The sequence below is a fragment of the Leucobacter sp. GX24907 genome (genome assembly GCF_053567335.1).
The window spans coordinates 155,901-181,503 of sequence record NZ_JBSGPD010000004.1 but is presented as its reverse complement, the minus strand read 5'-3'; the positions used below and the strand labels follow the sequence as shown (position 1 = coordinate 181,503).

Here is a 25,603-nt window from a genome sequence, read left to right as displayed (position 1 = left end):
TTGCTGCGAGCCGGTCAGCGGGAGACCGAACTTAGCGCGGCGCCCGGAAGAAGGGAATCGCGATGCCGGGATGGAACACCCTGCGATCAGCAACGACGGTACCCATGATGATGACGATGAGATGAGCGATGGCAACGGCGCAGAAGATCAGGATCCCGACCATGGCGCTCGGCAACCAGACATCCCCGTCGCCGCCCATGTCTTCGGTCACGGCGCCCGCGATCGCCGATCCGATCATCAGCGCGAAGCCGAGCGTCAGGCCCGCGAATGCGGTGAGGATCCAGTTCGCGGCCCAGCGAGCATTCTCACGGATCACCGGATGCGGAGCCCCTTTCGCCCCGGAACGCATGACGAGGATCACAATCAGCGCCACGAACATCCCGACATAGGGGATGTACGAGAGGAACCCCATCGCCCAGAACCTGCGCCCACTCGGGAAGGCATAGCCGTACGGGACGCCGTAGGGCGGGTACCCCGGCGGGAGAGGCTGGGCCGAAACCGTATGTGGGTGCGGCGGATACCCTGGCGGCGTCTGCGGCGGGTACTGCGCGTAAGAAGGATGCGGCGAGTACTGCGGCGGCGGATACCCGCCGGGTGGAGGCGCATAGCGGGGGCCAGGGGCAGTCAGCCCCTCAGCGGGCGAACCCGAGGGGTGCGCCTGGTCGTTCACGGTGGGCTCCGGCTGTTCCGGCACATCGCCTCCTCTTGTGGTGCGGTCAGTTTACCTGCGGCAGATAATCCTCGAAGCAGCTCGGTTCGATCTGCGCGAGTTCGAACAGCTCGCGTGTGCGCTTCTGACGGGTGCGCGGAATGACGGTGATGACGAGACCGGCCTTGCCCGCACGACCCGTGCGCCCTGCGCGGTGCAGGTAGGTCTTGTGATCGTCCGGCGGATCCGCTTGGAGCACCAGGTCGACGTCGTCGACGTGGATTCCACGCGCCGCCACGTCAGTCGCGACGAGCACGCCGGCCTTGCCCGAGGCGAACCGTGCGAGGTTGCGCTCTCGCTTCGATTGACTGAGGTCACCGTGCAGCGGCACCGCCGCGATCCCCGCATCCACGAGCGCCTCAGCAAGGCTCGTCGCGTACGCGCGAGTACGGCAGAACACCATGGTCCGGGCCAGGCTCGATTTCCGACCTTGCGACGGAGCACGGCCGGCGCTGCGCACCAGTTCCTCAAGAACCTGCAGCTTATGCTCGCGCAGCACGATGTACACACGGTGCTCGGTGGTGGCGGAAGATGACGTGTCTTCCGCGATCTCGTGCACCGCCGGATTGCGCAGAAACTCTCCGACGAGCTCCGAAACTGCCTGGTCGAGGGTCGCCGAGAACAGGAGTCGTTGCCCGCCGCGCACGGTCTGCCGCAGCAGGCGCTGCACCGGCTCGAGAAAGCCGAGATCGCACATGTGATCGGCCTCGTCGACCACGGAGACGACCACTTCACGGAGGTCGAGCTTGCGTCGGTTCACGAGATCCTGCATCCGCCCCGGCGTGCCGATCACGATGTCGATGCCGCGCTCGAGCGCATGCAGCTGCGGATCAATCGGCACCCCACCGACGAGTTGCGCCGTGTAGAGACCTACTGATCTGGCGATCGGCTGGACGGTCGCATCGATCTGCAGGGCGAGTTCGCGGGTCGGTGCGAGAATCAGTGCTTTGGGATTGCGCACCTTCCGGGGCACACGAGCCCCGCGCTCTCCACGCCGCGGTCGCTTCTCTCGAGCAGGATCGCTGGCGAATGCCCCCTGTGCCTTGAGCTGCAGCAGGCGCTCAACGAGCGCCGCGCCGAACGCGATCGTCTTGCCGCTGCCGGTGCGAGCACGACCGAGCACATCACGCCCCTCAAGGGCATCGGGGATCGTCGCGGCCTGCACCGGAAACGGTGCTTCCGCGCCGAGCTCGCCGAGCGTACGGATGATGTTCCCGCCGAGCCCGAGGTCGGCGAAGCTCATCCCCGCAACGTCTGCCGCCGTGGTCCGCTTCGCCTCGAGTCGTTCGGGCGCAATCTCCGGAGCCCGCGCTGGGCGAGGATCCGGGGATTGCTGCCGCTCGCGAGCCCCGCGGTCGATGCGCTCCTGGTTCGGGGGCGGCTGGTCACCGCTGGGTTTCTCCTGGCGACCTTCGCGAGGCTCGCCGTGGAACCGCCGCTTGTACTCCGCGCCGCGTTTGCGATTCGGTTCGTAGTTCGCGGGAGCCCGATATCCGCGTCGCGAGCGCTTCGCCATCGGCCTACTTCTCGCCTTCCGGTTCTTCGTCGGCAGAGCTTCCGCCGCTCGAATCCTCGTCAGCCGAATCTTCGTTCAATGCCTGCCAGAGGCGGTCGTCTCTGGCTTCCTTCGCGGCACTCGGCATAGGCGTTGCTTCCTCTTCGTCAGTTCCATCAGGATCAGCCAACGCCTGCCCGATCAACTGGTCCCAGGCGAGCTCACCTGTGATCGCCTCAGGTGCCCGATCCGCCTTGTCGTCCTCGGGCTCTGCACGAGTGAACGCGGGGATCGTGGGCATGCGCACGGTGTCGCTGTCGTCGCCGGCCGTTACGGCGCCTTCCTCGGCAGTACTGTGCGCTTCGTCAGCACCATGAACTTCGTCAGCACCATGAACCTCGTCAGCGCCACGAGCCTCGTCAGCGCTATCGGCCTCATCGGCATCGGCCTCGTCAGTAACTGCCTCATCCGCATCTGCCTTGCCAGTATCGGTCTCAACCTTGTCGTCGAGTTCAGCAGCGGCGTCGACCCTGACGACAGTGCCGGCTTCATCGGCTTCTTCTGAGTCAGGGGCGTTCTTCGCCGGCTGGAAGGCCTCGATGCCGAGTTCCCCGAGCACGACGCCGAGCTCACCCGTCACCGGCTCGACGTGCTCGACCGGCTCCTCGACGTCGACCGGCTCAGTGCTGTCGACAGACTCAACGTCCTCGGCCGGCTCGGCACCCTCGACCGGTTCAACGTCGTCAGTCCGTGCTTGCGCCTCGGAAATCTCCGGTTCGCGATCCTCAGCCTCGGCCCGATCGTCTTCTGCGGGCTCTGCGTCTGGTGCCGCATGAACTCCCGCCGAATCGCTTTCTCGCAATCCACGCCGCGGCCCCGGTGTTGATGTCGAGGCCGGCATTGGCGTTGATATTGACGTTGGTGTTGCAGTCTCGGTCTCGGCCTCGGCGTGGGCCGCGCCTTCTGCAGTACCTACTGCTCCAGCAGCACCTGCGGCACCAACAGCACCAACAGCACCTGCGGCTCCAGCCACCGCGACCGCTCCCGTCGCCCCCGATCCGCGCTTCGGGCCTCCACGGCGCGGCCGAGAAGCTCGGGACTCACGACGCCGCTCACGACGCCGTTCGACTGCGTAGTAGAACGTCGGCAGCACGACCAGGGTGAGCACTGTCGACGACAGCAGACCACCGATGACCACCACTGCGAGCGGTTGCGAAATGAACCCGCCCTTGCCTGTGATCCCCAGCCCCATGGGGGTCAGTGCCAAGATCGTCGCGAGCGCCGTCATGATGATCGGACGCAGACGGAGCAGGGATCCGCGCTCGACGGCTTCCTTCAGCGCGACGCCGCGATCTCTCAGTTGGTTCACGAGGTCGATGAGCACGATCGCGTTCGTCACGACGATACCGATGAGCATGAGTACGCCGATCAGCGAGGCCACGCCGAGCGGAATGCCGGTTGCGACGAGCAAGAGGATCGCACCGGTGGCCGCCAAGGGCACCGAGACGAGCAGCAGCAGCGGCTGCAGCAGGCTCCTGAAGGTCGCGACCATGACGACGTAGACGATGAGAATCGCCGCCAGCAGTGCGATCGCGAGCTGCTCGAAGGCTTCCGCCTGCTGCGACATGACGCCGCCGATGCTGGCCGTTGCGCCCGCAGGCAAGTCGACGGCATCGAGGGCCAGATTCACCGCGTTGCCCGCCGTTCCGAGGTCGTCGCCCTCGGGCAGGGCGGAGACGGTGACCATCCGCACCGCATCCTCGGTGCGGATATTGACGGGTCCGTCGGCGACGTCGATCGTCGCCATCGAGTCGAGCCGCTGGGAGCCGGTGGCTGTCGGAATGGAGAGCGCAGCGACACCGTCCCGGTCATCGGGCGCGACGCCCTCAGCGAGATAGATGTCGACGCTGTCCGCACCCATGGTGATCTGACCCACCTGAGTGGGCTGCATCCGCTGCGAGACCAGTGAGGCGACCGCCGCCTCGCTCAGGCCGGCGTCTGCCGCCTTGGTGCGGTCGATCTTGATGCTCAGGTACGGGCGAGATGCGGCGAGGTCGTTCTCCACCTGCACGAGCCCGTCCTGCTCTCGCAACGCGTCGGTGACTGCCTGCGCAGCGGTCTCGAGCGTCTCCTGATCGGGGGCGGATACATTCACGTTGATCGCGCTCGACATGGTCACCCCGCCATCGGAGGCGCCGAGCGAGAAGTCGCCGGCTTCGTCCAGCCCGTCGACGGCCTCACGGATGCGATCCTGCACCTCGCTCTGCGTCGCATCGGGGTCGGTCGTGATGGAGTAGCTGACGGTGCCATCGCCGCTCGAACCCAGCAGCGCACCCATACCGCTCGGGTCACCTCCGATCGTGACCTGCACGGTCTCGATGTCCGACAGGCCGTCGAGCGCTTCTTCAACGCGCTCAGCCTGCGCGAGCTGCTCGTCGAGACTCGTGCCCGGTTCGAGCGTCTGCGTGAGCCCTACCGAGTTCTGCTCGTCGTCGCCCATGAAGTTGGTCTTCAGCAGCGGCGTGAACCCGAGACCGACGGTCGCACCGAAGACCACAAGGGTCGCGAGCAACGTGGTGACGGGCTTTCGCAGAGTCCACTCGATGATCGGTCGATAGCCGCGCTGCAGTGCGGTGACCCGTTCCGGATCGTGCTCATCGATGTGCTCGACACCCTTGCGCTTGAGGAAGGCCGGGCGACGCGAGTAGCTGTCGGGTTTCAGGAACCAGTAGGCCAGCACTGGCACGATCGTCAGCGAGACCAACAACGATGCGGCGAGCGCGAGCGAGGCCGTGAACGAGAACGGCCTGAAGAGCTCTCCGACCATACCGTCGACGAACGCGACCGGCAGGAATACTGCCATGGTGGCCACGGTGGATGCGGTGATGGCGCCGGCGACTTCGCGCACGGCCCGCACGATTGTCGCCCCGCGCTCCGCACCTTCGACGAGGTGACGCTTAATGTTCTCGATGACCACGATCGAGTCGTCGACCACGCGGCCGATGGAGATCGTCAGCGCGCCGAGCGTGAGCATGTTGAGCGAGTAATCGGCGAAGTTCAGACCGATGATCGTGAAGAGCACCGAGGTGGGAATCGAGATGGCGGTGACCAAGGTCGCTCGCATCGACATCAGGAAGACGAGGATCACGAGCACCGCGAAGAGCAGGCCGAGGAGCCCCTCGGTGCTCAGCGTCTCGATCGACTGCTCGACATAGGGAGCCTGGTCGAAGACCACTTCGAGTGTCGCGCCGTCGAGCGAGTCTTCAAGCTCGGGCAGAAGTTCGAGGACTGCATGGGATACGTCGACCGTGTTGGCCGCGGACATCTTGGTGACACCGATGGTGAGAGCGGGCGCCCCATTCACTCGGGCGATGCTCTGCTCCGGGTTTGACTCGATGGTCACCTCGGCGATCTCGCCGACCGTCGTCACGGGGGGCTGCGCCGCTGGCGGTGCCTGATCCTGCTCAGCGGGGAACATGCCGCCGGGCGACTGCGCGGCTTGCTCGGCCTGCTGCTCGGCTTCGGCCTGCTGCTGGGCTTGCCAGGCGGAGATATCGGCAGCGCTGCGGGCGATCGGCAGAGATTCGATGTCTTCGACCGACTCGAGCGAGGTGCCCGCCTGCACGGCGAGCGTGCGATCGTCATCTTCAACCGTGCCAGCAGCGACCAGCACGCCGCTCTGCTGCAGCGTGTCGATCACGGTCTGAGAGCTGAGTCCGTTCTGCTCGAGCAGCGCCGTGTCGGGCGTGATCGTGATGCGATCGCCTCGGGCGCCGGACAGCGTTGCTTCCCGCACTCCGTCGAGGTCGGAGATGTCGGGCAACGCAACGCGTTCAACCAGCTTCGCGGTCTCTTCAGGATCGGTGTCATCAGGAGGTGTCACGGCGATCTGAATGACCGGGAAGTCATCGAGGCTGCCAGACATGACCGAGCTGTCGGCGGTCTCCGGCAGAGCGTCCGCGAGCCTCGTGACGGCACGGTCCACCTTCTGCTCCGTCGCAGTGATGTCGACACCGTAGGTGAACTCGGCGACCACCATCGACAGGCCCGTGCTCGACGTGGCCGTCGTCGTCTCAAGGTCGGGCACCCCGCGAAGCGCCGTTTCGATGGGCTCGGAAACGTCGTTGTTGACGACCTCTGGCGAGGCTCCAGGATAGTTCGTGACGACCGCGATAGCCGGGAACTGCACGGAGGGCATGAGTTCTTGCTTGAGCGCGCCGACGCTGATGACTCCGAAGAGTGCCGCGACGATCGTGACGAGGGCGATCAGAGCACGATTCTTCAGGCTCGCCTCGGTGAGAAGATGCATGATCGCGATTATCCCACGCCTCGCACACCTCCCAAGTACGGTGCGGTTACGCGCGTGGTCCCGTGCGCGCGATAATGGTGAGATGCCACTTGGGATGACCCCGTCGCCTCGTCCGTCTTCCTCCCCGCGGTCCCGCCCGCGAACCGGACGAGACCGTGCTCTCGGTGCCTCGACGCCCGCTGATTTCGAGCGGCTCGCCCAGTTGCGTCGGATGCAGGCAATCGCCCTCGCGATCCTCGTCGTCATGGCGATCGTCTTCATCGTCTCTTTTGCACTGCAGGAGCGCTTCCCCTGGCTGGGCTATGTGCGAGCCGCGAGCGAGGGCGGAATGGTGGGAGGTCTCGCTGACTGGTTCGCCGTGACCGCCCTCTTCCGTCACCCGCTGGGCCTGCGCATCCCCCATACCAACCTCATCTCGAATAAGAAGGACGAGATCGGTGAGGGGCTCGGTGGCTTCATCGAAGAGAACTTCCTCGCCGACGACGTCGTGCACGACAAGCTCTCGGAGATCAGCGGCGCCCGCATGGCGGGCGAATGGTTGTCGGATCGAAAGCATGCGGGGCGCGCCGGTGAACTGATCTCGAGCGCCGCCCTGGGCATACTCACGGTTCTGGACGACCGCGACGTGCAAGAACTCGTCGAGGGCCTGGTGCGTCGTAATGTCGTCGAGCCGGAATGGGGTCCATTACTCGGACGTGCGGTCGAGTCCTTCGTGTCGGAGGGCCATCAAGAGCCTCTCGTCGACATTGCGGCGGAGCGGCTCGAGCGTTGGCTCATCGAGCATCCGAAGGCGTTCGATGCGGTGGCCTCATCGCGGCTCCCGTCGTGGGTGCCGTCGATCGTCGACCGCTACGTTGACGACCGATTGCATGCCGAAGCGGTCCGTTTCGCCCAGAACGTCGCGATCGACCGGGAGCATCCCGCACGTCTCGCACTCGGGCGCTTCCTCGCTGATCTGGCGCGCGACTTGCAGCAGCAGGAGGCGCTGCAGCAACAACTCGAGGCGTTCAAACTCGGCGTATTCGATAGTCCGAGGATCCGTGAACTCGCCGACGGCATCTGGACCCGAGCCCGGGCAGCGCTCGTCGAGATGCTCGAGGACCCGACGAGCGACCTGCGCTGCCGCATCGTCTCGGCTCTACAAGATTTCGGGTCGCGCCTGCTCATCGACTCGACCCTGCAATACAAGATCGACGTCTGGGTGATGGCCGTCGTCGAACATCTGGTGCAGACCTACCGGCACGACCTCGCGGGGGTCGTCACCGATACCGTTCAGCGGTGGGATGCGCAGGAAGCAGCCGAGAAGATCGAGTTGCAGGTCGGCAAGGACCTGCAGTTCATCCGCATCAACGGCACCGTCGTCGGGTCGCTCGCAGGTCTCGCGATCTACACGATCGCGACCCTCGTCATCACCCCGCTCGTCTCTTAGACCTCGCGCCCATGACAGTGCCCTGGGCACTGCGCGGAACCCTCTGCCGACTAGTCGCGCGCGTAGGCCAGCGGCAGCAGCAGGTCTTGCACCCGGTCTGAGCCGGCCGTATGGTCGGCGCGAGTCGCGATTGCGCACCGTTGCTCGGTGCAGTCGATGCCTTCTTCGGATGCTTCGGGCACGGTGAGCACCACCTCGAAGGCACCACGCTCCGCATCGTCGTAGCGCTGGGTCGCGAAGGCACGCCATGCCCAGTCATCCGTCACCCAGGCACTCGCACCCGGCTCTTCGTCTTCCGCCGATGCTTCGCCGTCCTGATCCGGAATCCCACCCAGGCAGGGGCTCGGCTTCTCTCCCGGTTCCGCAGGAATCGCGCAGAAACCCACGTATATGCCGATGCCGGCATCAAAGCCTTCGCCTCGGACGACGATGCGTTCGCCGGCTTGCAGATCGGAGAGGTCGTCGCCGCTTCCGTCTGCTCGGATGACCTCGAGCGAGCGAACACGTCCATCCGCGCCCTTCGCCGATGTCTCCGACACATAGCCCTCAGGCAGTTCCTGCCCGGAGTCACCCGCGCTCTGGTGCGTGAGAATCGGCAGCAGCACGACCACGGCCAATGCGAGCACCAGCACCGCGATTCCGAGCAGCACGAAGAGCAGCACACGAGAGGAGCGGAAACGGGTCACACGTCAATCGTATCGAGCGCCTGATCCACAAGTTGACCGTGGTAAGGTAAGGCCTATACGTCTACTTGAATAAGTCTTGCCTCGCGGGCCATTTCCTGCGAGGCCCGAATGTGTAAGGGGGTCACGCATGGGGCGCGGCCGTCAAAAAGCAAAGCACACCAAGGTCGCTCGGGAGCTGAAGTACTACAGCCCCAATACCGACCTATCCCAACTCGAACGCGAGCTCGCGGCACAACGTGCCGCAGAGGATCCGTGGGCAGAGTATGCGGACAAATACAACGTCGAGGACGACGAGGATGAGGACGACGCGTCGGCCTGATCTCCGAAAGTCCAGTTGAGAGGGCGCCACTTCCGACGAGGAAGGGCGCCCTCTCAACGTTGCCCCCCGGTGGCGGGAGCGCGACTAGTTTCGGAACTCGCCGACGAGGCGCACGGCTCCACCGTCGACGCCCTTAGCGCCCTGTTCGAAGCCGGTGAAGTCACGCGACTGCGTCGACACGGTACCCGCGACCCACGCGTCGAGACCCTCGGCCGTGAGTGCGGCGGCGACCTCCGTCGCCCGCGCTTCCTCGACCACGGCGAACATGCCGATGCCGAGGTTCCAGGCACCCTCGAGCGACTCGAGCGTATGCCCACCCAACGCGGCAAGATGGTGGAAGACGGGAAGAGGTGACCACGACGCCCGATCCACTTCGACCCACGCGCCCTGCGGCAGCACCCGAGCCAGGTTCGCGGCGATACCTCCGCCGGTGACATGACTCAGCGAATGAATGGCCCCGTCGAGTGCGGGGGTGCCGAGTACGCGCAGCAGCGGGCCCGTGTAGAGCGCCGTCGGTGTGAGCAAGGCCTCACCGTAGCTCGCGCCGAGGTCGTCAGCATGCTGCTCATAGCCGATACCGCGCTCTGACAAGATGTGCCGCACGAGCGAGAACCCGTTGGAATGCAAGCCTGAAGCCGCCATTGCGATGACGACGTCGCCGTCTTGCACGAGAGCGGGCTGCAGCATCCGGTCGGCTTCGACGACGCCGGTCGCGGCTCCCGCGACATCGTAGTCATCGGGACCGAGCAGGCCAGGGTGCTCCGCAGTTTCACCGCCGACGAGCGCGGTGCCCGTCGCTTCGCAGGCCTCGGCGATACCACGCACGATATCGGCGATGCGCTGCGGCACGACCTTGCCGCAAGCGATGTAATCGGTCATGAAGAGCGGTTCGGCGCCGACTACGACGATGTCGTCGACGACCATTGCCACGAGATCTTGACCGATCGTGTCGTGCTTGTCGATCGCCTGCGCAATTGCGACCTTGGTCCCGACGCCGTCGGTCGACGAAGCCAGTAGAGGCCGCTTGTACTTCGTCAGTGCGGAGGCATCGAACATTCCGGCGAAGCCGCCGACTCCGCCGAGCACCTCCGGTCCGTGCGTACGCGAGACGGCCGACTTCATGAGTTCGACGGCGAGGTCACCGGCGGCGGTATCGACACCGGACTGGGCATAGATCGAGGAGTTTTCGCTCACTGCTCCAGCGTACCCTGCCGAACGGCTGGCCGAAGCGGTTCCGGCAGTGAGCAATCGCACCGTCTGGTGTGGGAAACTAGAGGACGCGTCGATTGGCGCACCCCCACACCCTCTCGGGAGCGAACACGCAACATGTGCGGCATCGTCGGCATCGTCTCATCTGAACCCGTCAACCAACAGATCTACGACAGTCTGCTCCTGCTGCAGCACCGTGGCCAAGACTCGACCGGCATCGCGACGCTCGAGGGCGACTTCTTCCACATGGTCAAGCAGAAGGGCCAGGTGCGCGAGGCCTATCGCACGCGCGACATGCGCCAGCTCATGGGCAATGTCGGCCTCGGCCACGTGCGCTACGCCACGAAGGGCGACGCCGCTCGCGAAGAAGAGGCGCAGCCTTTCTACGTCGGCGCACCGTACGGCATCATTCTCGTGCATAACGGCAATCTGACGAACACGCGCGAGCTCACGGCCGACCTCTACAACGTTGATCGCCGTCACCTGAATACGCATTCCGATACCGAACTGCTGCTCAATGTGCTCGCGAACGAGTTGCAGGCCGGCATTGCAGGGCTCTCACTCGATGCGGATCAGGTCTTCCGCGCAGTCAGCCGCGTACATGAACGGGTCGAGGGATCCTACGCAACGATCGCCCTCATCGCCGGCTACGGCCTTCTGGCCTTCCGTGATCCCTTCGGCATTCGCCCGCTGGTGCTCGGTCGCCGCGATGGCGCGAACGGGCAAGACGAGTGGGTCGTCGCGTCCGAGTCGCTCGTTCTCGAATCGGGCGGATACGAGATCGTTCGAGATGTCGAGCCGGGCGAGGCGATCCTCATCTCCCCCGACGGCACGATGGAGTCCCGGCAGTGCGCCCAGCAACCGCGCCTCGCCCCCTGCGCATTCGAGTACATTTACCTCGCTCGACCCGACTCCGTGCTCGACGGCATCTCGGTGTACGACGCGCGCCTTCGCCTCGGCGATGTGCTGGCCGAGGAGATCGCCGAGCAGCTGCAGGGTGTCGACATCGACGTCGTCATGCCGATTCCCGACTCCGCGCGCCCGAGTGCCATGCAGGTCGCGCAGAAGCTCGGTATCGAGTATCGCGAGGGCTTCTTCAAGAACCGCTACGTCGGCCGTACGTTCATCATGCCCGGTCAGGCGGTGCGCAAGAAGAGCGTGCGTCAGAAGCTCAATGCCATGAGCGTCGAGTTCAAGGACAAGAACATCCTCATCGTCGACGACTCCATCGTGCGCGGTACCACGTCGAAAGAGATCGTCGAGATGGCGCGTACGGCAGGCGCAAAATCTGTCATCTTCGCGTCAGCCGCCCCGCCGGTCGTCTTCCCGCACGTCTACGGCATCAACATGCCGACGCGCGCAGAGCTCATCGCTCACGACCGCACCCCGGCCGAGATCGCGGAATCGCTCGAAGCGGATCATCTCATCTACCTGAGTGTGGAAGGAATGAACCGGGCCATTCTCGACGGTCAGGATCGGATCACCGAACTCGAGCAGAGCTGCTTCACCGGAGAGTACATCGCCGGAAGCATCGACGAGGACTACCTCGCCTGGGTGGAGTCGACGCAGGAGAGCTGAATCTCAGCGAGCCACCGCAAGGCCTGCGCGAACGATCCCCGCAAACGATTGAGGGCCGCTTCCCACTCGGGAAGCGGCCCTCAATGCTTCAGCTGGTCCGCGTCGCAGCTCGACCGAACGACCCGCATGAGCTACTCGCCTGCGTTACTCGCTTCTGTCGCCCTGCTGCTTCGCTCGCAGCTCGGTCTGGGCCTTCAGCTCTTCGAGTTCGCGCTTCGCTGCTTCGGCCTCTGCTCGAGCACGCGCTGCCTCGGCGGCGTGGTCGGTCTCGGCACTCGGGCTCGCAGCGCTCGTGGTCGCGGCGCTCGAAGTCGGCGGCACCACTGGACCAGCGGCACCACTCGGGCCCGCGGTCGGCGCCTCCTCATCCGTCTCAGCGCCCTGCTCGTTGTCATTGCGCACCTCCTTCTTCAGGATGCGCGCAGACTGACCCAGGCTCTTCGCGAGGCCGGGAAGCTTCGGCGCACCGAAAAGCAGCAGGATGATGAAGAGGATGACAATGAGGTGCCATCCGCTAAAGGCATTTCCGAGCATGGAGAATCGCTCCGATCGTTGAAGTCGGGGTAATTATCGCACGTCAGTCTGAATCGCGACCCCGCGACCGTGACGACGCTTCGCGACTTGGTTCAGCACGATCGCGAGGAGGCCGCCTACTGCGAGCCCCAGAGCACCGCCGATGATCGCCATGAAGCCCGTGACCTGCGCAAGGGTGTAGTCGGCATCTTCCATCACCGGGAAGGAGAGGCTCAGCAGCGCTGCGACGACAACGCCGATGATCGCACCGACGGCGAGCAGGCGCCCCCAGCGCACCGTTCGCCGCAACTCGACCTGCACCTCTGTTCGCACGACCTCAGGCTGTGCGTCGTCAGGCTGTGCTGATGACGCACGCTCGGACTCGGAGGTCGCAGGAGTCGCTCCCGGGGCGAACTCGGGCTGGGGAGTTCCCTCCGCGGGGACGGGCTCGGGTGCGACGGACTCGGGCGTGCTCATGTGGTCCATTCTCTCAGGTCTGTGCTGAGCACTCGTCGCGCACGGAGCCCGGTCAGGCGCAGCGCCCGTCAGCGGATGCGTCGTACCGGAAGCAACCCGTCGAGGTCTGCGCGTGCACCCGATGCGATGACTTTCGCTTCCGCTCGCGCGGTCGACCAGTCGAGCTGCCCCGTAGCGAGGGCGATCCACGTCTGCGGATCCATCTCGATGACGTTCGGAGGTGTGCCGCGTGTATGCCGCGGACCCGACACGCACTGCGTCGCGCCGAATGGAGGCACACGCACTTCTACGGAGTTCCCGGGAGCCAGCTCCGCCAACTCTTCGAGCAGGAATCGCACCGCCGTCGCAACATCAGTGCGAGCCGCGCTCCCGCCGTGCACCGCCGAGAGCGCAGCGGTGCCGGCGTCTTCGGTGATCCTGCGTTTCGCCATGGTCCCAGCCTACTGAGACCCGCCTGCTGACCTCGCTTGCTGAGCCCATCTGCCGTCCCCGGAGGTGACGCGCGCCGGGCTCTCTCGGAAAGGTCGCGGGAGAGCCAGATAGGCCCCTCTTCGCGAACGTCAGCAGATAGTCTGGGGCTGTGAAGATCCTCGTACTTGGCCCCGGTGCCCGTGAACACGCCATCGTCCGCGCTCTGCTCGCTGAAGAGGCCGACCATCAGATCGTCTGCGCCCCGGGCAACGCCGGTGTCGCTGCCGATGGCGTCGAGACGCTCTATCTCGCGTTCACCGATCCGACGACGGTAGCGAATTTTGTGCAGGATCGCGGCTTCGATCTCGTGGTGATCGGGCCGGAGGCCCCGCTCGTTGCAGGCGTCGCCGATCCGCTGCGCGAGCGCGGCATCCCGGTGTTCGGCCCGAGCCGCGCCGCAGCCCAGCTCGAGGGATCGAAGGCCTTCGCGAAACGGATCATGGCAGAGGCCGAGGTGCCTACGGGTCGTGCCAGCCGCGTCGGCACAGTCGAAGAAGCCGGCCCGGTGCTCGACGAGTTCGGCGCTCCCTATGTCGTGAAGGCCGACGGACTTGCTGCGGGCAAGGGCGTGCTTGTCACGGAGGATCGCGCGGCCGCACTCGAACACGTCGCCACCTGGGCCCCGCACGGCGATGTACTCATCGAGGAGTTCTTGGAGGGCCAGGAAGTCTCGCTGTTCTTCTTCGCCGACGGTCACGACGTGGTCGCGCTGAGCCCCGCGCAGGATTACAAGCGCATCTTCGACGGCGACGAGGGCTCGAACACCGGCGGCATGGGCGCGTACTCGCCGCTGCCGTGGCTGCCGGGCGGTGTCGAGGGATTCGTCGAAGAGATCACCCGCACCGTCGCCCTGCCGACGGTGCGACAGCTGGAGCGCGAGGGCACACCGTTCATCGGGCTGCTCTACTGCGGGCTCATCGTCACCCCGAAGGGGGTGCGCGTGATCGAGTTCAACGCCCGCTTCGGTGACCCCGAGACACAGGTCGTACTGCCGCGAATGGTCTCGCCTCTGAGCCGTTACCTTTTCGCAGCGGCGTCGGGCACGCTGCAGGCGCAACCGGCTCCGGAGTTCTCGGATGACGTCGCCGTGATCGTCGTGATTGCGAGCGAGGGGTATCCCGGGACCGTCGTAACCGGTCGCGAGATCACCGGCCTCGACGAAGCCTCGGCGGTTCCCGGGGTGCACGTGGTGCACGCGGCGACCCGACGCGATGATGCGGGTGGATGGATCGCGACCGGTGGTCGCGTGCTCGGCGTTGTAGCGAGGGGCACCGACTTCGCGGAGGCCCGCACCCGCGCGTATGAGGCTGCCGACAAGATTAGCCTCGAAGGTGCGCAGCGCCGCTCCGATATTGCGGCTCGCGTGGCTGAGTGAGAACGCGCTAGCGTTTTCACTCAGCCACGCAGCCACTACAGTGGCTGCCCACGGAGCGACGCGCGGGGCGGTGGCCTAGCGAAGACGCGAAGCGTCTGAGTTCGGCCACGCTGCCGTACACGACGGCAGCCCAAGCGGAACGGAGCGCAGCGACGTTCCGGGTGGTGGCCTCAGCTATAGGCCGCGGAGCAGGTCGTCGAAGTCGGGATCCCCCGTCGATACTCCACGCTCACGCTGGTCGGAGTCAGAAGGCACCTCGTCGGCGCCGTCGAGAGATGCTTCGCTCTCGTCCTCGGGCTCGCTCAGTCCGATCGGTGCCGTATCGAGCGCAGACAGCCCACCGGTGTGAGCCTCGTCTTCCGCACTATCCGCGGAGTCCCCGCTTCCGCTGTCAAAGATGTCGCTTATACCGGCGTTTTCAACGACATCTGCGTCATCGGAACTGCCTGAATCAGCGTCCGCGTCGTGATCTGCATCCGCGTCTTGCTGGGCGTCGGCCTCAACATCCACGTCTGCAGATGTGGCACCCCGATGATACTGAGCCTCAAGGTCAAGGAACTCGGAGATATCGAGGGCCTCTTGGGCACCTGCCGCACCAGTGCCTACCTCGCCAGTGCGTGCCTCACCAGTGCGTGCCTCACCAGTGCTTGCCTCACCGGTGGCTTCCGCATCGCTCGCACGAGAATCCGCGTCGGAGTCCAGACCCGAGTCTGCTTCAAGCGCTGCATCCGACTCAACCGCAGAATCCGGCTCTCGGTCTACGACCCCCATCGGACGTGTGGCGAGGTCGGAAGAATCATCTGCGAGGTCCGCGTCTTCAGACTCTTCGGCGGCATCAGCATCGTCAAGTGCAGCGCCGTCGAGTTCAGCGCGATCATGTTCAGCATCGTCAGCCTCGACACCATCAGTCTCAGTGCCGTCAGTTTGAGCGTCGTCAGCTTCACGGTCGGAAGCGTCGGCTTCCTCCGCCAGATCGTCCAGGCCGTCGACTGCCTCTTCCTCGTCGTCACTCTCACCGGATTCGACGCCGACGTCTTGCACCACCGCATCCTCGGCCGCTTCTCTCTCAGTGTCTTCGTCGTCGGTGGCCTCGGAATTCGCATCGTTGAGCTCAGCGCCGTCGGCCCCAGCATCCGCATCGTCGGATACATCGGCAACCGCAGAAGCTTCCTCAGCTTCAACAGAACCCTCAGGCTCAGCCTCAGCAACATCGCCCTCAGCAACATCGCCCTCAGTCACAACGGCAGTCTCAACTGACACCTCAGCCTCAGCAGCTTCCTCGGTAACCACCTCAGGCTCAGCAGCTTCCTCAGTCACCAGCTCAGCCTCAGCAGTACCCTCAGCAGCGTTCACGTCCGCGCCGTACTCCGCGTCCTCCTCCGCAATACGAGCAGCGATCTCCTCATCGCTCGTCGCTTCGGCGGTGTCGGCGAGGTCGCGGAACAACACGCTCCACCCTTCATGCGACGCGGCCGCGCGTGCAGCCGCATCGTTCAGGCTGTCGAATCCGGTCTCAGTCACCGTCAGCGTGGTGCTTCCACCATGCGAGGCGAGCGTGATGAGTACTGCCGTGCGCCGAGACTCATCAGAGTCCTGCCACCGGAATCCGAGGGCGTGCTCCGGCACCACGATGTCGACGGTGCCATTGGCATCGCGAACGACTCGCTCGTCGCCTTCTCCGTCTTCCCAGTGCTCGCGCACGAGACCGCCGGCCCTGGCGTCGAGTTCAAGATCGGGCCACCAGTCTGCGCGCAGACTCTGCCTGGCGAGGAGGGCCCAAGCCGAGCTCCTCGCCACAGGAACGGTGACTTTTGCCACAACGGGACCGAGTGGGGTCATGACTCTCCTCTGACGTGAGCCTCAGTGTAGCGCGCCAGCCGGTACCGGGGCTCGGTCGTGGAGTGAGAGAATGACGGGGTGACGAACTCTGCGACGCCCCCCGCGGCCCCTCTGCGACTCGATGGTTGGAAGCACATCTACTCGGGGAAGGTGCGCGACCTCTACGTCCCGGAGGGCGACTCTGACCGCTTCCTGCTGGTGGTCGCGAGCAACCGTGTCAGCGCTTTCGATCACGTGCTCGAACCTCCGATTCCCGGGAAGGGTGCGCTGCTGACCCGGCTGTCGAACTGGTGGTTCGAACGGATCGACTTGCCGAACCATCTTGTGGACGACGCTGATGCCCCGAGCGTCCCTGCTGAGGTCGCGGATCGGGCGATGCTGACCCGCCGGCTCGAGATGCATCCCGTGGAGTGCGTCGTGCGCGGCGCACTGACCGGCTCTGGGTTCGCCGAGTACCAGCGCACCGGCGCAGTCTGCGGTATCGAGCTGCCGCCCGGCATCGAGGATGGGGATCTGCTCGAGACGCCCATCTATACGCCCGCGTATAAGGCTCCGCTCGGCGAGCACGATGAGAACATCAGCTACGAGCGCAGCGCCGAGCTCGTCGGCGAAGAGACGGCAGCCGCTTTGCGCGACGCCTCTCTGCGGATCTTCACCACCGCCCGGGCTCTGGCCGCCGAGCGCGGGGTGATCCTCGCCGATACCAAGTTCGAATTCGGGCAGGATCCCCTGACCGGTGAGCTCGTACTCGCCGATGAGGTGCTCACGAGCGATTCGAGCCGCTACTGGGATGCTGCGGTGTATTCCGACGAGACGCTCGCACGCAAGGATCGCGTGGCATCGTTCGACAAGCAGATCGTCCGCAACTGGCTCTCCGCGAACTGGGATCAGCAGGGCGAACCACCGGTTCTGCCCGCGGAGATCGTCGACCGCACGCGGGCCCGCTACGAGGAGCTGCTCTCCCGCCTCACCGGCGCGTAGGGCCGCAGTACTCCGGGACCCAATCGACCCTCGCCGTGTGCGAGAATTGATGGAGTTTCATACTGAGGAACAGGAGACCCCGGGTGCCCACGATTGTTGTTGATGTCATGCCCAAGGCCGAGCTGCTCGATCCGCAGGGCAAGGCGACCACGGGGGCGCTGGCCCGTCTCGGCCACGGCAAGTTCGAGAACGTGCGCATCGGCAAGCGCTTCGAGCTGCATTTCGACGGCGAGGTCACCGAAGAACTGATCGCTGAGGCGCGTCAGGTCGCAGACGATGTGCTCTCGAACTCGGTGATCGAAGATGTCGTCGGCATCACGGTGTACGGCGACAGCGACGGATGCTGCGGCGGTGCCTGCGAGTGCGACGGTGGGGCCCGCTGATGGCCTTCCGCATCGGAGTCATTACTTTTCCCGGTTCGCTCGATGACCGCGACGCGCAACGCGCGATTCGACTCGCGGGTGCTGAGCCGGTTGCGCTGTGGCACGCCGACCATGATCTGCAGGGCGTCGACGCGATCGTGCTTCCCGGCGGATTCAGCTACGGCGACTATCTGCGCCCGGGTGCCATCGCGGCGATCTCACCGATCATGAACGAGGTCGTCGATGCTGCGAACAAGGGCATGCCCGTGCTCGGCATCTGCAACGGCTTCCAGGTGCTCGTCGAGGCTCACCTACTGCCCGGCGGCCTGATCCGCAATGCGCACCAGCAGTTCATCCGCCGCGATCAGCGCCTGATCGTCGAGAATGCCGACACCGCTTGGACCAATGAGTACGAGCGTGGCGAGCAGATCATCATCCCGCTCAAGAACGGCGACGGCGGCTACATTGCGAACGACGAGACGCTGCAGCGCCTCGAAGGCGAGGGCCTGATCGCCTTCCGGTACGCGGGCGTGAACCCGAACGGATCACTGAACGACATCGCCGGCCTCAGCAACGAGCGTGGCAACGTTGTGGGCCTCATGCCGCACCCCGAGCACGCGGTCGAGCCGGGATTCGGGCCCGACACCTCCGCGGCCATGCGTTCCGGCGTCGACGGCCTGAAGTTCTTCACGAGCGCCATCCGCTCACTCGCCGCCGTATAGCCGCGGGCGGCTGAGCACGTGGGGGAGGATCGGTCTCGGCCGATCCTCCCCCACGTGCTTTCTACGCGGCCCCGCCGCAGGATGTGCTCTCCGCCGCAGGCCTGTGTTACTCCGTTACGCCGTTACGCCGCCGCGGCCTGGGCTATCCGGCGGCGGCTGCGGCTCGAGCAGCCTTGGGCAGCGCAGTCGCAATGCGCTCGAGCGCCGCGTCATCGTGAGCTGCAGTCACGAACCACGCTTCGAACGCGCTCGGGGGGAGGTTGACACCACCGTCGAGCATGGCGTGGAAGAAGGCGCGGTAGCGATCGGTCTGCTGGGTCTGCACCTCGGCGTAGCCGGTGGGAGCGACGGGGAAGTCGCCGAAGAGCACGCTGAAGAGCGTTCCCGCACGCTGCACTCGATGCGGTACCCCGGCCGCCGAGAGCGCCGACGAGACCGTGGCGGACAGCGTCTCGGAGGCCGTCGCTAGGCGGGCATAGGCTGCATCATCAGCGTGCTGCAGGGTGGTCAGACCGGCTGCGACGGCGACCGGGTTCCCAGACAACGTACCGGCCTGGTAGACCGGGCCGAGCGGTGCGAGCAGTTCCATGATCTCGCGACGACCACCGAGTGCGGCGAGCGGGAGCCCACCGCCGACCACCTTGCCGAAGGTGAAGAGGTCGGGCGTCTGCTCTGCGGGCGCGGAGTCCCGCTCGACCCCCCAGTACCCAGACGGCCCGGCCCGGAACCCGGTGAGCACTTCGTCGAGGATCACGAGGGCACCATGACGATGCGCGAGCTCGATCATCGCCTGAGTGAAGCCCGGCGCGGGAGGCAGCACACCCATGTTGCAGGCGGCGGCCTCGGCGATGACTCCGGCGATGCGCTCGCCGTGCTCGGCGAAGGCGGCTTCGAGCGCGGGAAGGTCGTTGTAGGGCAGCACGAGAGTCTGGCCCGCGGTCTCAGCCGTGACGCCGGCTGAGCCAGGCATCGCGAGGGTGGCGAGCCCCGAGCCGGCTTCGGCGAGCAACCCGTCGGAATGGCCGTGATAGTGACCCGCGAATTTGATGAGCAGCGGGCGCCCGGTCGCGCCGCGCGCGAGCCGAATCGCCGTCATGGTCGCCTCGGTTCCCGTGGAGACGAGTCGGAGCCGTTCGACCTCAGGTACACGGGCGATGATCTCTTCTGCGAGTTCAGCCTCTTGGGGTGCTGAGGTGCCGAACCCGAGTCCACACGAGACCGCCTGCTGCACAGCCTCGATCACCGCGGGGTGGCTGTGTCCGAGGAGCGCCGGCCCCCACGAAGCCACGAGGTCGACATAGTCGTTGCCGTCGACGTCAGTGACGATCGGGCCGCGCCCGGAGACGAGGAACCGCGGAGTGCCCCCGACTGAGCCGTAGCCGCGCACCGGCGAGTTCACGCCACCGGGAATGACCTGCGATGCGCGTTCGGCGAGTTCTGCACTGCGAGTGATGTTCATCGGATCCACCTCGAAATCTCGGTTGCGTAGTAGGTCAGTACAGCGTCGGCACCCGCCCTGCGCATGCCGATGATGGTTTCTTCGATGACGCGACGCCGGTCGATCCACCCGTTGGCCGCGGCCGCCTCGATCATGGCCGCCTCACCCGACACCTGGTACGCCCAGACCGGCACCGGGCTTTCGGCTGCGACGTCTGAGAGCACATCCAGGTACGACATCGCAGGCTTCACCATGACGACGTCGGCTCCTTCCTCGATATCGAGGCGGGCTTCACGCAGCCCCTCACGCCGGTTCGCGGGATCCTGCTGGTAGCTGCGACGATCACCGGACAGTTGCGAATCGACGGCCTCACGGAAGGGTCCGTAGAACGCTGAAGCGTACTTCGCCGCATACGCGAGGATCGCGGTGTCTTGGTACCCGGCCTCGTCGAGCGCGGCGCGCACCGAGGCGACCTGACCGTCCATCATTCCGGACAGCCCGAGCAGCGCGGAACCCGCCTCGGCCTGCGCGATCGCCATCGAGTTGTACCGCTCAAGGGTCGCATCGTTGTCGACCGCTCCCGCGTCATCGAGCACACCGCAGTGGCCGTGGTCGGTGAACTCATCGAGGCAGAGGTCGGTCTGTACGACGAGTGCGTCGCCCACCTCCGCAGCGACGGCGCGAGTGGCGACGTTGAGGATGCCCTCGGGGTCATCGGCTCCGCTTCCTCGCGCGTCGCGTTTGGCCGGGACGCCGAAGAGCATGAGCCCGCCCACACCGGTCTCGGCGGCCTCGACCGCGGCTCGGCGTACCGAGTCGAGCGTGTGCTGCTGCACACCCGGCATGGACGAGATCGGGCGCGGTGCATCGATGCCTTCGCGCACGAAGACGGGCAGGATCAGCTGCGCGGGATCGAGGCGCGTCTCGGCGACGAGCCGCCGCATCGCGGGAGTGGCCCGCAGCCTGCGTGGGCGTGCCGGTATCTGGCGTGCCGGTATTTGGCGAGTCATGAGGGTGCTCCTTCTGCGCAGTCGAGGGAATCGGTCTGGGGCGGTTCGGTGGGTGGCCAGGACGGTTCGGAATCCACGCGTTCTGCGGTGCTTGCATCGGCGACCGCGTCGAGCAGGCCCGATATCGTGTGCGTTTCTGCGATCACGTCGGCCTGCCATCCGGCCGCCTGCAGGGCAGATGCCGTGGGCTCGCCGATCGCAGCGAGCATCGGCGCAGACGACGCTGTCGGATCCGGGAGCAAGCTCGTGAGATGCCGAGTGATCGCTCGAGCCGCAGAACCGCTGGTGACGAGGATCGCGTCGATGCCGCCACTCGTTGCGCGCTGCATCGTCGTGACTCGCCGCATCGTCGCCGCGTCGGGTGCGACGTCGATGGTGCGGTAGGCGTCGACGCGCTGCACGCGATGCCCCGACTCTCGCAGTTCACGCTCCACCGTCTCGGAGGCTATCTCTGAGACCGGCAGCAAGAATGATGCGGCTCTGGGAACGGCGTCGAGGATCGCCGCGACGATGCCGCTGCCCGAATAGCGGGTGTCGGGCACCAGGTCGGGCTGCAGTCCTCGCCGCTCAAGCGCTGCAGCAGTAGCGGGGCCTACCGCGGCAATGCGTGATCCGTCACGGTGTCGTCCACCGGCATCGGCAAAGGCGTCGGCACCATTCGCGCTGGTGATCACGAGCCAATCGAAATGCCCGCCGTTCCAGTGTGCGACAGCATCTTCCAATGGCCGGGAATCGCGGGGTGGGGCGATCCTCAGCAATTCAATGATCACCGGCTCGCCGCCGCGCTCTCGAATCTGCTCGGCCACACGCGCACCCCAGGCTCCGCCCCGGACCACTGCGAGCGTGCGACCGGCAAGCGGACCGCGGCCCTCAGTCAGGTCACTATCCGGCATCGCTCACCTGGCGTTCCCGAGCGGGGCGAGCGCCGCCGCGCCCTGGGCGAGGAGCTCTCGTGCCAGCCGCTCCCCCAGCGCCGCAGGAGCTTCGGCTTCGGCCCCGCCCCACGACGCCTCATCCGAGAGCACGAGCTGATCAGTTCCATCGAGCGAGTAGACGGCAGCGGTGAGAACGAGACGATGCGACGCCTCACCCCCTGCAGTGTCGGAAACCACCCGCGCACGCGCGCCGACGGGAGCCGCACAGCCGGCTTCAAGCGCGGCAAGCACGGCGCGTTCCGCGACAGCGCAGGCGCGAGATTCGGCATCCTCGACTGCCACCAGGGCTTCCCGTATCGGTGATGTCGACGCGTCATCCGTTCGCACCTCGATGGCGAGAGCACCCTGCCCCGGCGCGGTCGGCACCTCATCGAGCGAGAAACGCTCGGTGATGACACTGTCACGACCGAGGCGATCGAGCCCCGCGGCTGCAAGGACCACGGCATCGAGGTCAGCCCCGACCCGGCCGAGGCGCGTATCGACATTGCCGCGCAGGCCCTGCACATCGAGGTCGGGACGCCGCGAGAGCAGCTGAGCAGCACGGCGCGGTGATCCCGTTCCCACCTTGGCGCCCTCCGGCAGCTCAGCGAGAGTGAGTCCATCACGGGCGCAGAGCACATCACGCGCGTCGGCCCGCTCGGGGACTGCGCCGATGACGATTCCCGGGCAAGCTCCAGTGGGGAGATCCTTCAAGGAGTGGACGGCGACGTCGCAGCGGCCGTTTAGCAGTGCATCACGCAATGCGCTGACGAAGACTCCGGTACCGCCGAGCTGCGCGAGTGGCGCGCGAGACACGTCGCCCTCGGTTTTGATGATCACGAGGCCGACGTCGCAGCCTGTCGCGGCGGCGATGCGCTCAGCGACCACGGTCGTCTGCGCGACGGCGAGCGCGCTGCCCCGAGTGCCGACCCTGATGAGGCCGGGTGCGGCCGCGAGCGCGGAGTCGGACCGGAAGACCCGTCCGGAATCGTGGGGAGCTGAGGCTGATGCATTCATGTGCTGACCGTGTCCGTTCTGATCGTTGGTGTTCCGGGGGCGGCGGCATCCATCGCGGAGAGCACCTGACGTGCGGCGGCAACGGCGCCCGGGATGACGGAGGCGAGCCCCGTGCCCGAGATCCAGTCTCCCGCGCACACGAGCCGTTCGTCGCCCATCGATTCGGTGCGAGGCCGCGCAGAAGCGGCGCTGGGTGGCGCCCCCATTCGCCAGCGCCGGCGGCGCACTGCGACGAGGTGCTCCGGTCGTAGCTCGATATCGAGGATCGCCGAAGCATCACGCAGTGCGAGAGCCTGCACCGCGTCGTCGTCGAGATGAGTCGTGGCCGGGGCCTCCCCCGCCCGCCCGTAAGAGAGGCGCAGGAGGTGCCTGCCCGGGCCGGCTTGCCGCCCTCGTTCGGGCCACTTCGCCGTGACGTGGGTCAGAGCTTTGGCCGCGATGCGGGGCGCAGACGCACGGCCCTCGTGTTTCGTCGGCGGGGCCACGAGCGCGCCGGTGGCACGGGGCGCTGCATCCAGGCGCGCATCATCGATGACGAGCGCCACCACCTCGACCTCCGCGCCGGCTTGCGACGCGGCGTCGACCAGTGTCGCTGCAGCGGTCTCGCCCGACGCACCGCGCGAGCGCGAGATGAGGCGCAATGCAGTCGTCTCGTCGACCGCCAAGATCACGGCGTCGGCTTCGAACAGCGCTCCGGCACCCGCTTCGGACGTCTGTCCCGAAGAGGCGCAGCTGATCCGCCACGCCCCAGCGCCTCCCCTCAACGCATCGCCCTGACTCAACGCATCGACTCGCTCCAACCCATCGACCCGAACACCGGCGCGTATCTCGGCGCCGGAATGCCGCAGCTCGTCGGTCAGTGCCTCGACCAGTCGGCTCATGCCGCTGCGCAAGCCGGCGACCGCGCTGCCCGCCGAGGCGTCGTTCCTGCGCAGGGTACGGGCCGCCGCGATGAGCGACCGATGCCTGGCCCAGGCGTCTCGCAACTGGGGCATCGCCGAGAGCGGCATCGATGCCGGCTCGGTCGAATAAACGCCGAGTACCACGGGCCGAACCGCGCGATCGAGCACTCGCCGGCCGAGCCTGGCGCGCACGAGCTCCGCAATGCTGGAGGCATCGCGACCGACACGACGCGGCAGCAGCGGCTCAATCGCAGCACGCAGGGCGCCGGTGACTCCGAGCATCCGAGCAGACTCCCTCGAGAGCGGGCGAGCAGGGATGCCGATCGTGCCCGACTTCGGCAGCGGAAGCGCGCGCCCATCCGTGATCACCCACGATCCGAGCGGGCGCGGCTCCACGATGTCTGCGGTGAGCCCGAGCCCTGCCGCGTAGTCGGCCACCACTCCGCCGCGCGTCGCGAAGGCCTCCGCTCCCATGTCGAATGCGAGCCCGCCGACGCGGTCGCCGCGGATGCGCCCGCCGAGCTCGGTCTCGGCTTCGAGCACGACCACATCGGCCCCCGCACCGACGAGTTCACGAGCGGCGGCCAGACCTGAGATGCCCCCTCCGACGACCACGACGCGGCCAGTTCCGGATCGGGGCGCCGAGGCACGAGAACGATCAGCGGGCATGCGCCAATTCCACGATGCGTGTCAGCACCGTCGGGTCGGTCTCAGGGGGTACACCGTGGCCGAGGTTGAGTACGTGCCCGGGTGCGCGACGGCCGCGTTCGAGCACATCGTCGAGATGAGCTTCGAGCACATGCTCGGGAGCACCGAGGTAGGCCGGATCCAGATTGCCCTGCAGCGGCACCGCATCGCGCAGCCTCCGGCTCGCCTCATCGAGCGGGGTGCGCCAGTCGACGCCGATCGCCCCCCTGCCGCCGCCGAGCCCGGCAACGACCTCGGCGAGCTCCTCGAGCAGGTGCCCGGAGCCGACCGCGAAGTGCACGATCGGCACCGAGCGAGACACCGTGTCGCCCTCGGCAGTCTCCTCCGCATAACGGAACGTTTCGATAGCCGAGAGCGCTCGGCGAGAAGCCGGAGCAACATGCGCACGGTAGTCCACGGCGCTGAGCGACCCTGCCCAGGAGTCGAAGAGCTGCACCGCGCTTGCCCCGGCCTCGACCTGCGCGGCGAGGAACGCACCGCTGAGATCGGCGGCCCACTCCAGCAGCGACCTCCAGGTGTCAGGGTCGGAGTGCATGAGGGATCGCGCACGCAAGTGATCCCGTGAAGGTCCCCCTTCGACCAGATACGCGGCCAGCGTGAACGGGGCTCCTGCGAATCCGATCACCGGCGTGCTCGTGGGCTCCCCGGAGTCCGAGCCCTCGGTACCGGGTGCGTGCGCGGAGAGCCGCACGGCCTCCTGCACGGGCGCGATGTTCTCGAGCAGTCGCTCGACCGTGTACATCTCTCGGCATCGGGCGACGTCATCGGCCGTGCGAACGGGCTGCGCGAAGACCGGGCCGCGCCCGGCCACGATGTCGACCTCGACGCCTGCGAGCAGCATCGGCACGACGATGTCGCTGAAGAACACGGCGGCATCGACGCCGTGCCGACGCACCGGCTGCAGCGTGATCTCGCTCGCCATGCTCGGGTCAAGGCAGGCATCGAGCATGGCGGTGCCGGCGCGCAGCTCACGGTACTCCGGCAGCGAGCGCCCGGCCTGACGCATGAACCACACGGGCACGGTGTCAGTGCGCTCTCCCTGCAGCGAGCGCACGAGCGGGGAACGGCTGGTTCTCCCGGAGGAGAGCGGGTGCGAATCTGGGAGGTTGATCACCCTCGAGATGCTAGCTTATAGATCTG

The 25,603-nt window shown here is 66.4% G+C and carries 22 protein-coding genes; 7 read left to right on the top strand and 15 right to left on the bottom strand.

Annotated elements, in window-relative coordinates; translation table 11 throughout:
- Nucleotides 1–31: 31 nt before the first annotated feature.
- From ACUYV6_RS07740 to ACUYV6_RS07730, 3 genes are read right to left on the bottom strand one after another with little or no spacing between them, the layout of a single operon-like run.
- Nucleotides 32–694: a hypothetical protein gene (locus tag ACUYV6_RS07740; protein WP_449278084.1), complete on the bottom strand. Its 663-nt coding sequence runs from the start codon at nucleotides 692–694 to the stop codon at nucleotides 32–34.
- A gap of 22 nt (nucleotides 695–716) precedes the next feature.
- Nucleotides 717–2,225, bottom strand: coding sequence for a DEAD/DEAH box helicase (locus ACUYV6_RS07735; RefSeq protein WP_449278083.1), 1,509 nt, complete (start codon nucleotides 2,223–2,225; stop codon nucleotides 717–719).
- A gap of 4 nt (nucleotides 2,226–2,229) precedes the next feature.
- The gene (locus ACUYV6_RS07730; RefSeq protein WP_449278082.1) at nucleotides 2,230–6,513 is read right to left on the bottom strand and encodes an efflux RND transporter permease subunit; all 4,284 of its coding nucleotides are present in this window, start codon (nucleotides 6,511–6,513) and stop codon (nucleotides 2,230–2,232) included.
- A gap of 82 nt (nucleotides 6,514–6,595) precedes the next feature.
- On the opposite strand from ACUYV6_RS07730, the gene ACUYV6_RS07725 reads away from it, so the two are divergent.
- The gene (locus tag ACUYV6_RS07725) at nucleotides 6,596–7,942 is read left to right on the top strand and encodes a DUF445 domain-containing protein (protein ID WP_449278081.1); all 1,347 of its coding nucleotides are present in this window, start codon (nucleotides 6,596–6,598) and stop codon (nucleotides 7,940–7,942) included.
- Nucleotides 7,943–7,992: 50 nt separating this feature from the next.
- Here the strand turns inward: ACUYV6_RS07725 and ACUYV6_RS07720 are convergent, their stop codons facing one another.
- Complete coding sequence (locus ACUYV6_RS07720; protein WP_449278080.1) at nucleotides 7,993–8,628, bottom strand: hypothetical protein; 636 nt, start codon at nucleotides 8,626–8,628, stop codon at nucleotides 7,993–7,995.
- Nucleotides 8,629–8,755: 127 nt separating this feature from the next.
- Between ACUYV6_RS07720 and ACUYV6_RS07715 the strand changes: the two genes are divergently transcribed.
- Nucleotides 8,756–8,947: a DUF3073 domain-containing protein gene (locus tag ACUYV6_RS07715; RefSeq protein ID WP_449278079.1), complete on the top strand. Its 192-nt coding sequence runs from the start codon at nucleotides 8,756–8,758 to the stop codon at nucleotides 8,945–8,947.
- 84 nt (nucleotides 8,948–9,031) lie between these two features.
- On the opposite strand, the gene purM is transcribed toward ACUYV6_RS07715, so the two are convergent.
- Nucleotides 9,032–10,141, bottom strand: a complete 1,110-nt coding sequence (gene purM / locus ACUYV6_RS07710; protein ID WP_449278078.1) for a phosphoribosylformylglycinamidine cyclo-ligase — start codon at nucleotides 10,139–10,141, stop codon at nucleotides 9,032–9,034.
- Nucleotides 10,142–10,273: 132 nt separating this feature from the next.
- On the opposite strand from purM, the gene purF reads away from it, so the two are divergent.
- The gene (purF, locus tag ACUYV6_RS07705) at nucleotides 10,274–11,734 is read left to right on the top strand and encodes an amidophosphoribosyltransferase (protein WP_449278077.1); all 1,461 of its coding nucleotides are present in this window, start codon (nucleotides 10,274–10,276) and stop codon (nucleotides 11,732–11,734) included.
- A 144-nt stretch (nucleotides 11,735–11,878) separates the two neighbouring features.
- On the opposite strand, the gene tatA is transcribed toward purF, so the two are convergent.
- The 3 genes from tatA to ACUYV6_RS07690 all read right to left on the bottom strand — a co-directional run bounded on the left by tatA (nucleotide 11,879) and on the right by ACUYV6_RS07690 (nucleotide 13,155).
- On the bottom strand, nucleotides 11,879–12,268 hold the full coding sequence (gene tatA, locus ACUYV6_RS07700; protein WP_449278076.1) for a twin-arginine translocase TatA/TatE family subunit: 390 nt from the start codon (nucleotides 12,266–12,268) through the stop codon (nucleotides 11,879–11,881).
- 33 nt (nucleotides 12,269–12,301) lie between these two features.
- Nucleotides 12,302–12,724, bottom strand: coding sequence for a hypothetical protein (locus ACUYV6_RS07695; protein WP_449278075.1), 423 nt, complete (start codon nucleotides 12,722–12,724; stop codon nucleotides 12,302–12,304).
- A gap of 68 nt (nucleotides 12,725–12,792) precedes the next feature.
- A complete protein-coding gene (locus tag ACUYV6_RS07690; RefSeq protein ID WP_449278074.1) occupies nucleotides 12,793–13,155 on the bottom strand; it encodes a sterol carrier family protein in 363 nt (120 codons plus the stop codon).
- A 149-nt stretch (nucleotides 13,156–13,304) separates the two neighbouring features.
- Here ACUYV6_RS07690 and purD point away from each other — a divergent pair, with 149 nt between their 5' ends.
- Entirely contained in the window at nucleotides 13,305–14,570 is a 1,266-nt protein-coding gene (gene purD / locus ACUYV6_RS07685) for a phosphoribosylamine--glycine ligase (RefSeq protein ID WP_449278073.1), read from the top strand.
- 174 nt (nucleotides 14,571–14,744) lie between these two features.
- On the opposite strand, the gene ACUYV6_RS07680 is transcribed toward purD, so the two are convergent.
- The gene (locus tag ACUYV6_RS07680) at nucleotides 14,745–16,409 is read right to left on the bottom strand and encodes an SRPBCC domain-containing protein (RefSeq protein ID WP_449278072.1); all 1,665 of its coding nucleotides are present in this window, start codon (nucleotides 16,407–16,409) and stop codon (nucleotides 14,745–14,747) included.
- A gap of 78 nt (nucleotides 16,410–16,487) precedes the next feature.
- Here ACUYV6_RS07680 and ACUYV6_RS07675 point away from each other — a divergent pair, with 78 nt between their 5' ends.
- The 3 genes from ACUYV6_RS07675 (at nucleotide 16,488) to purQ (ending at nucleotide 18,474) form a co-directional block, all read left to right on the top strand.
- On the top strand, nucleotides 16,488–17,390 hold the full coding sequence (locus ACUYV6_RS07675) for a phosphoribosylaminoimidazolesuccinocarboxamide synthase (RefSeq protein ID WP_449278071.1): 903 nt from the start codon (nucleotides 16,488–16,490) through the stop codon (nucleotides 17,388–17,390).
- Nucleotides 17,391–17,473: 83 nt separating this feature from the next.
- Nucleotides 17,474–17,773: a phosphoribosylformylglycinamidine synthase subunit PurS gene (gene purS, locus ACUYV6_RS07670; RefSeq protein ID WP_449278070.1), complete on the top strand. Its 300-nt coding sequence runs from the start codon at nucleotides 17,474–17,476 to the stop codon at nucleotides 17,771–17,773.
- Nucleotides 17,773–18,474, top strand: a complete 702-nt coding sequence (gene purQ / locus ACUYV6_RS07665; protein WP_449278069.1) for a phosphoribosylformylglycinamidine synthase subunit PurQ — start codon at nucleotides 17,773–17,775, stop codon at nucleotides 18,472–18,474. The genes purS and purQ overlap by 1 nt, the downstream gene beginning before the upstream one ends.
- Nucleotides 18,475–18,616: 142 nt before the next feature.
- Here purQ and hemL read toward each other — a convergent pair whose 3' ends face one another.
- The 6 genes from hemL to hemE are packed head-to-tail and all read right to left on the bottom strand — an operon-like array spanning nucleotide 18,617 to nucleotide 25,577.
- Nucleotides 18,617–19,933 carry a glutamate-1-semialdehyde 2,1-aminomutase gene (hemL, locus tag ACUYV6_RS07660; protein WP_449278068.1) on the bottom strand — a complete coding sequence of 439 codons (1,317 nt, stop codon included), beginning with the start codon at nucleotides 19,931–19,933 and terminating at the stop codon, nucleotides 18,617–18,619.
- Nucleotides 19,930–20,922, bottom strand: a complete 993-nt coding sequence (gene hemB / locus ACUYV6_RS07655) for a porphobilinogen synthase (RefSeq protein WP_449278067.1) — start codon at nucleotides 20,920–20,922, stop codon at nucleotides 19,930–19,932. The genes hemL and hemB overlap by 4 nt, the downstream gene beginning before the upstream one ends.
- Complete coding sequence (locus ACUYV6_RS07650; RefSeq protein ID WP_449278066.1) at nucleotides 20,919–21,815, bottom strand: uroporphyrinogen-III synthase; 897 nt, start codon at nucleotides 21,813–21,815, stop codon at nucleotides 20,919–20,921. The genes hemB and ACUYV6_RS07650 overlap by 4 nt, the downstream gene beginning before the upstream one ends.
- 3 nt (nucleotides 21,816–21,818) lie before the next feature.
- On the bottom strand, nucleotides 21,819–22,853 hold the full coding sequence (gene hemC / locus ACUYV6_RS07645; RefSeq protein WP_449278065.1) for a hydroxymethylbilane synthase: 1,035 nt from the start codon (nucleotides 22,851–22,853) through the stop codon (nucleotides 21,819–21,821).
- On the bottom strand, nucleotides 22,850–24,424 hold the full coding sequence (gene hemG, locus ACUYV6_RS07640; protein ID WP_449278064.1) for a protoporphyrinogen oxidase: 1,575 nt from the start codon (nucleotides 24,422–24,424) through the stop codon (nucleotides 22,850–22,852). The genes hemC and hemG overlap by 4 nt, the downstream gene beginning before the upstream one ends.
- Nucleotides 24,414–25,577: a uroporphyrinogen decarboxylase gene (gene hemE / locus ACUYV6_RS07635; RefSeq protein ID WP_449278063.1), complete on the bottom strand. Its 1,164-nt coding sequence runs from the start codon at nucleotides 25,575–25,577 to the stop codon at nucleotides 24,414–24,416. Before hemE ends, hemG begins: the two co-directional genes overlap by 11 nt.
- Nucleotides 25,578–25,603 lie beyond the last annotated feature (26 nt).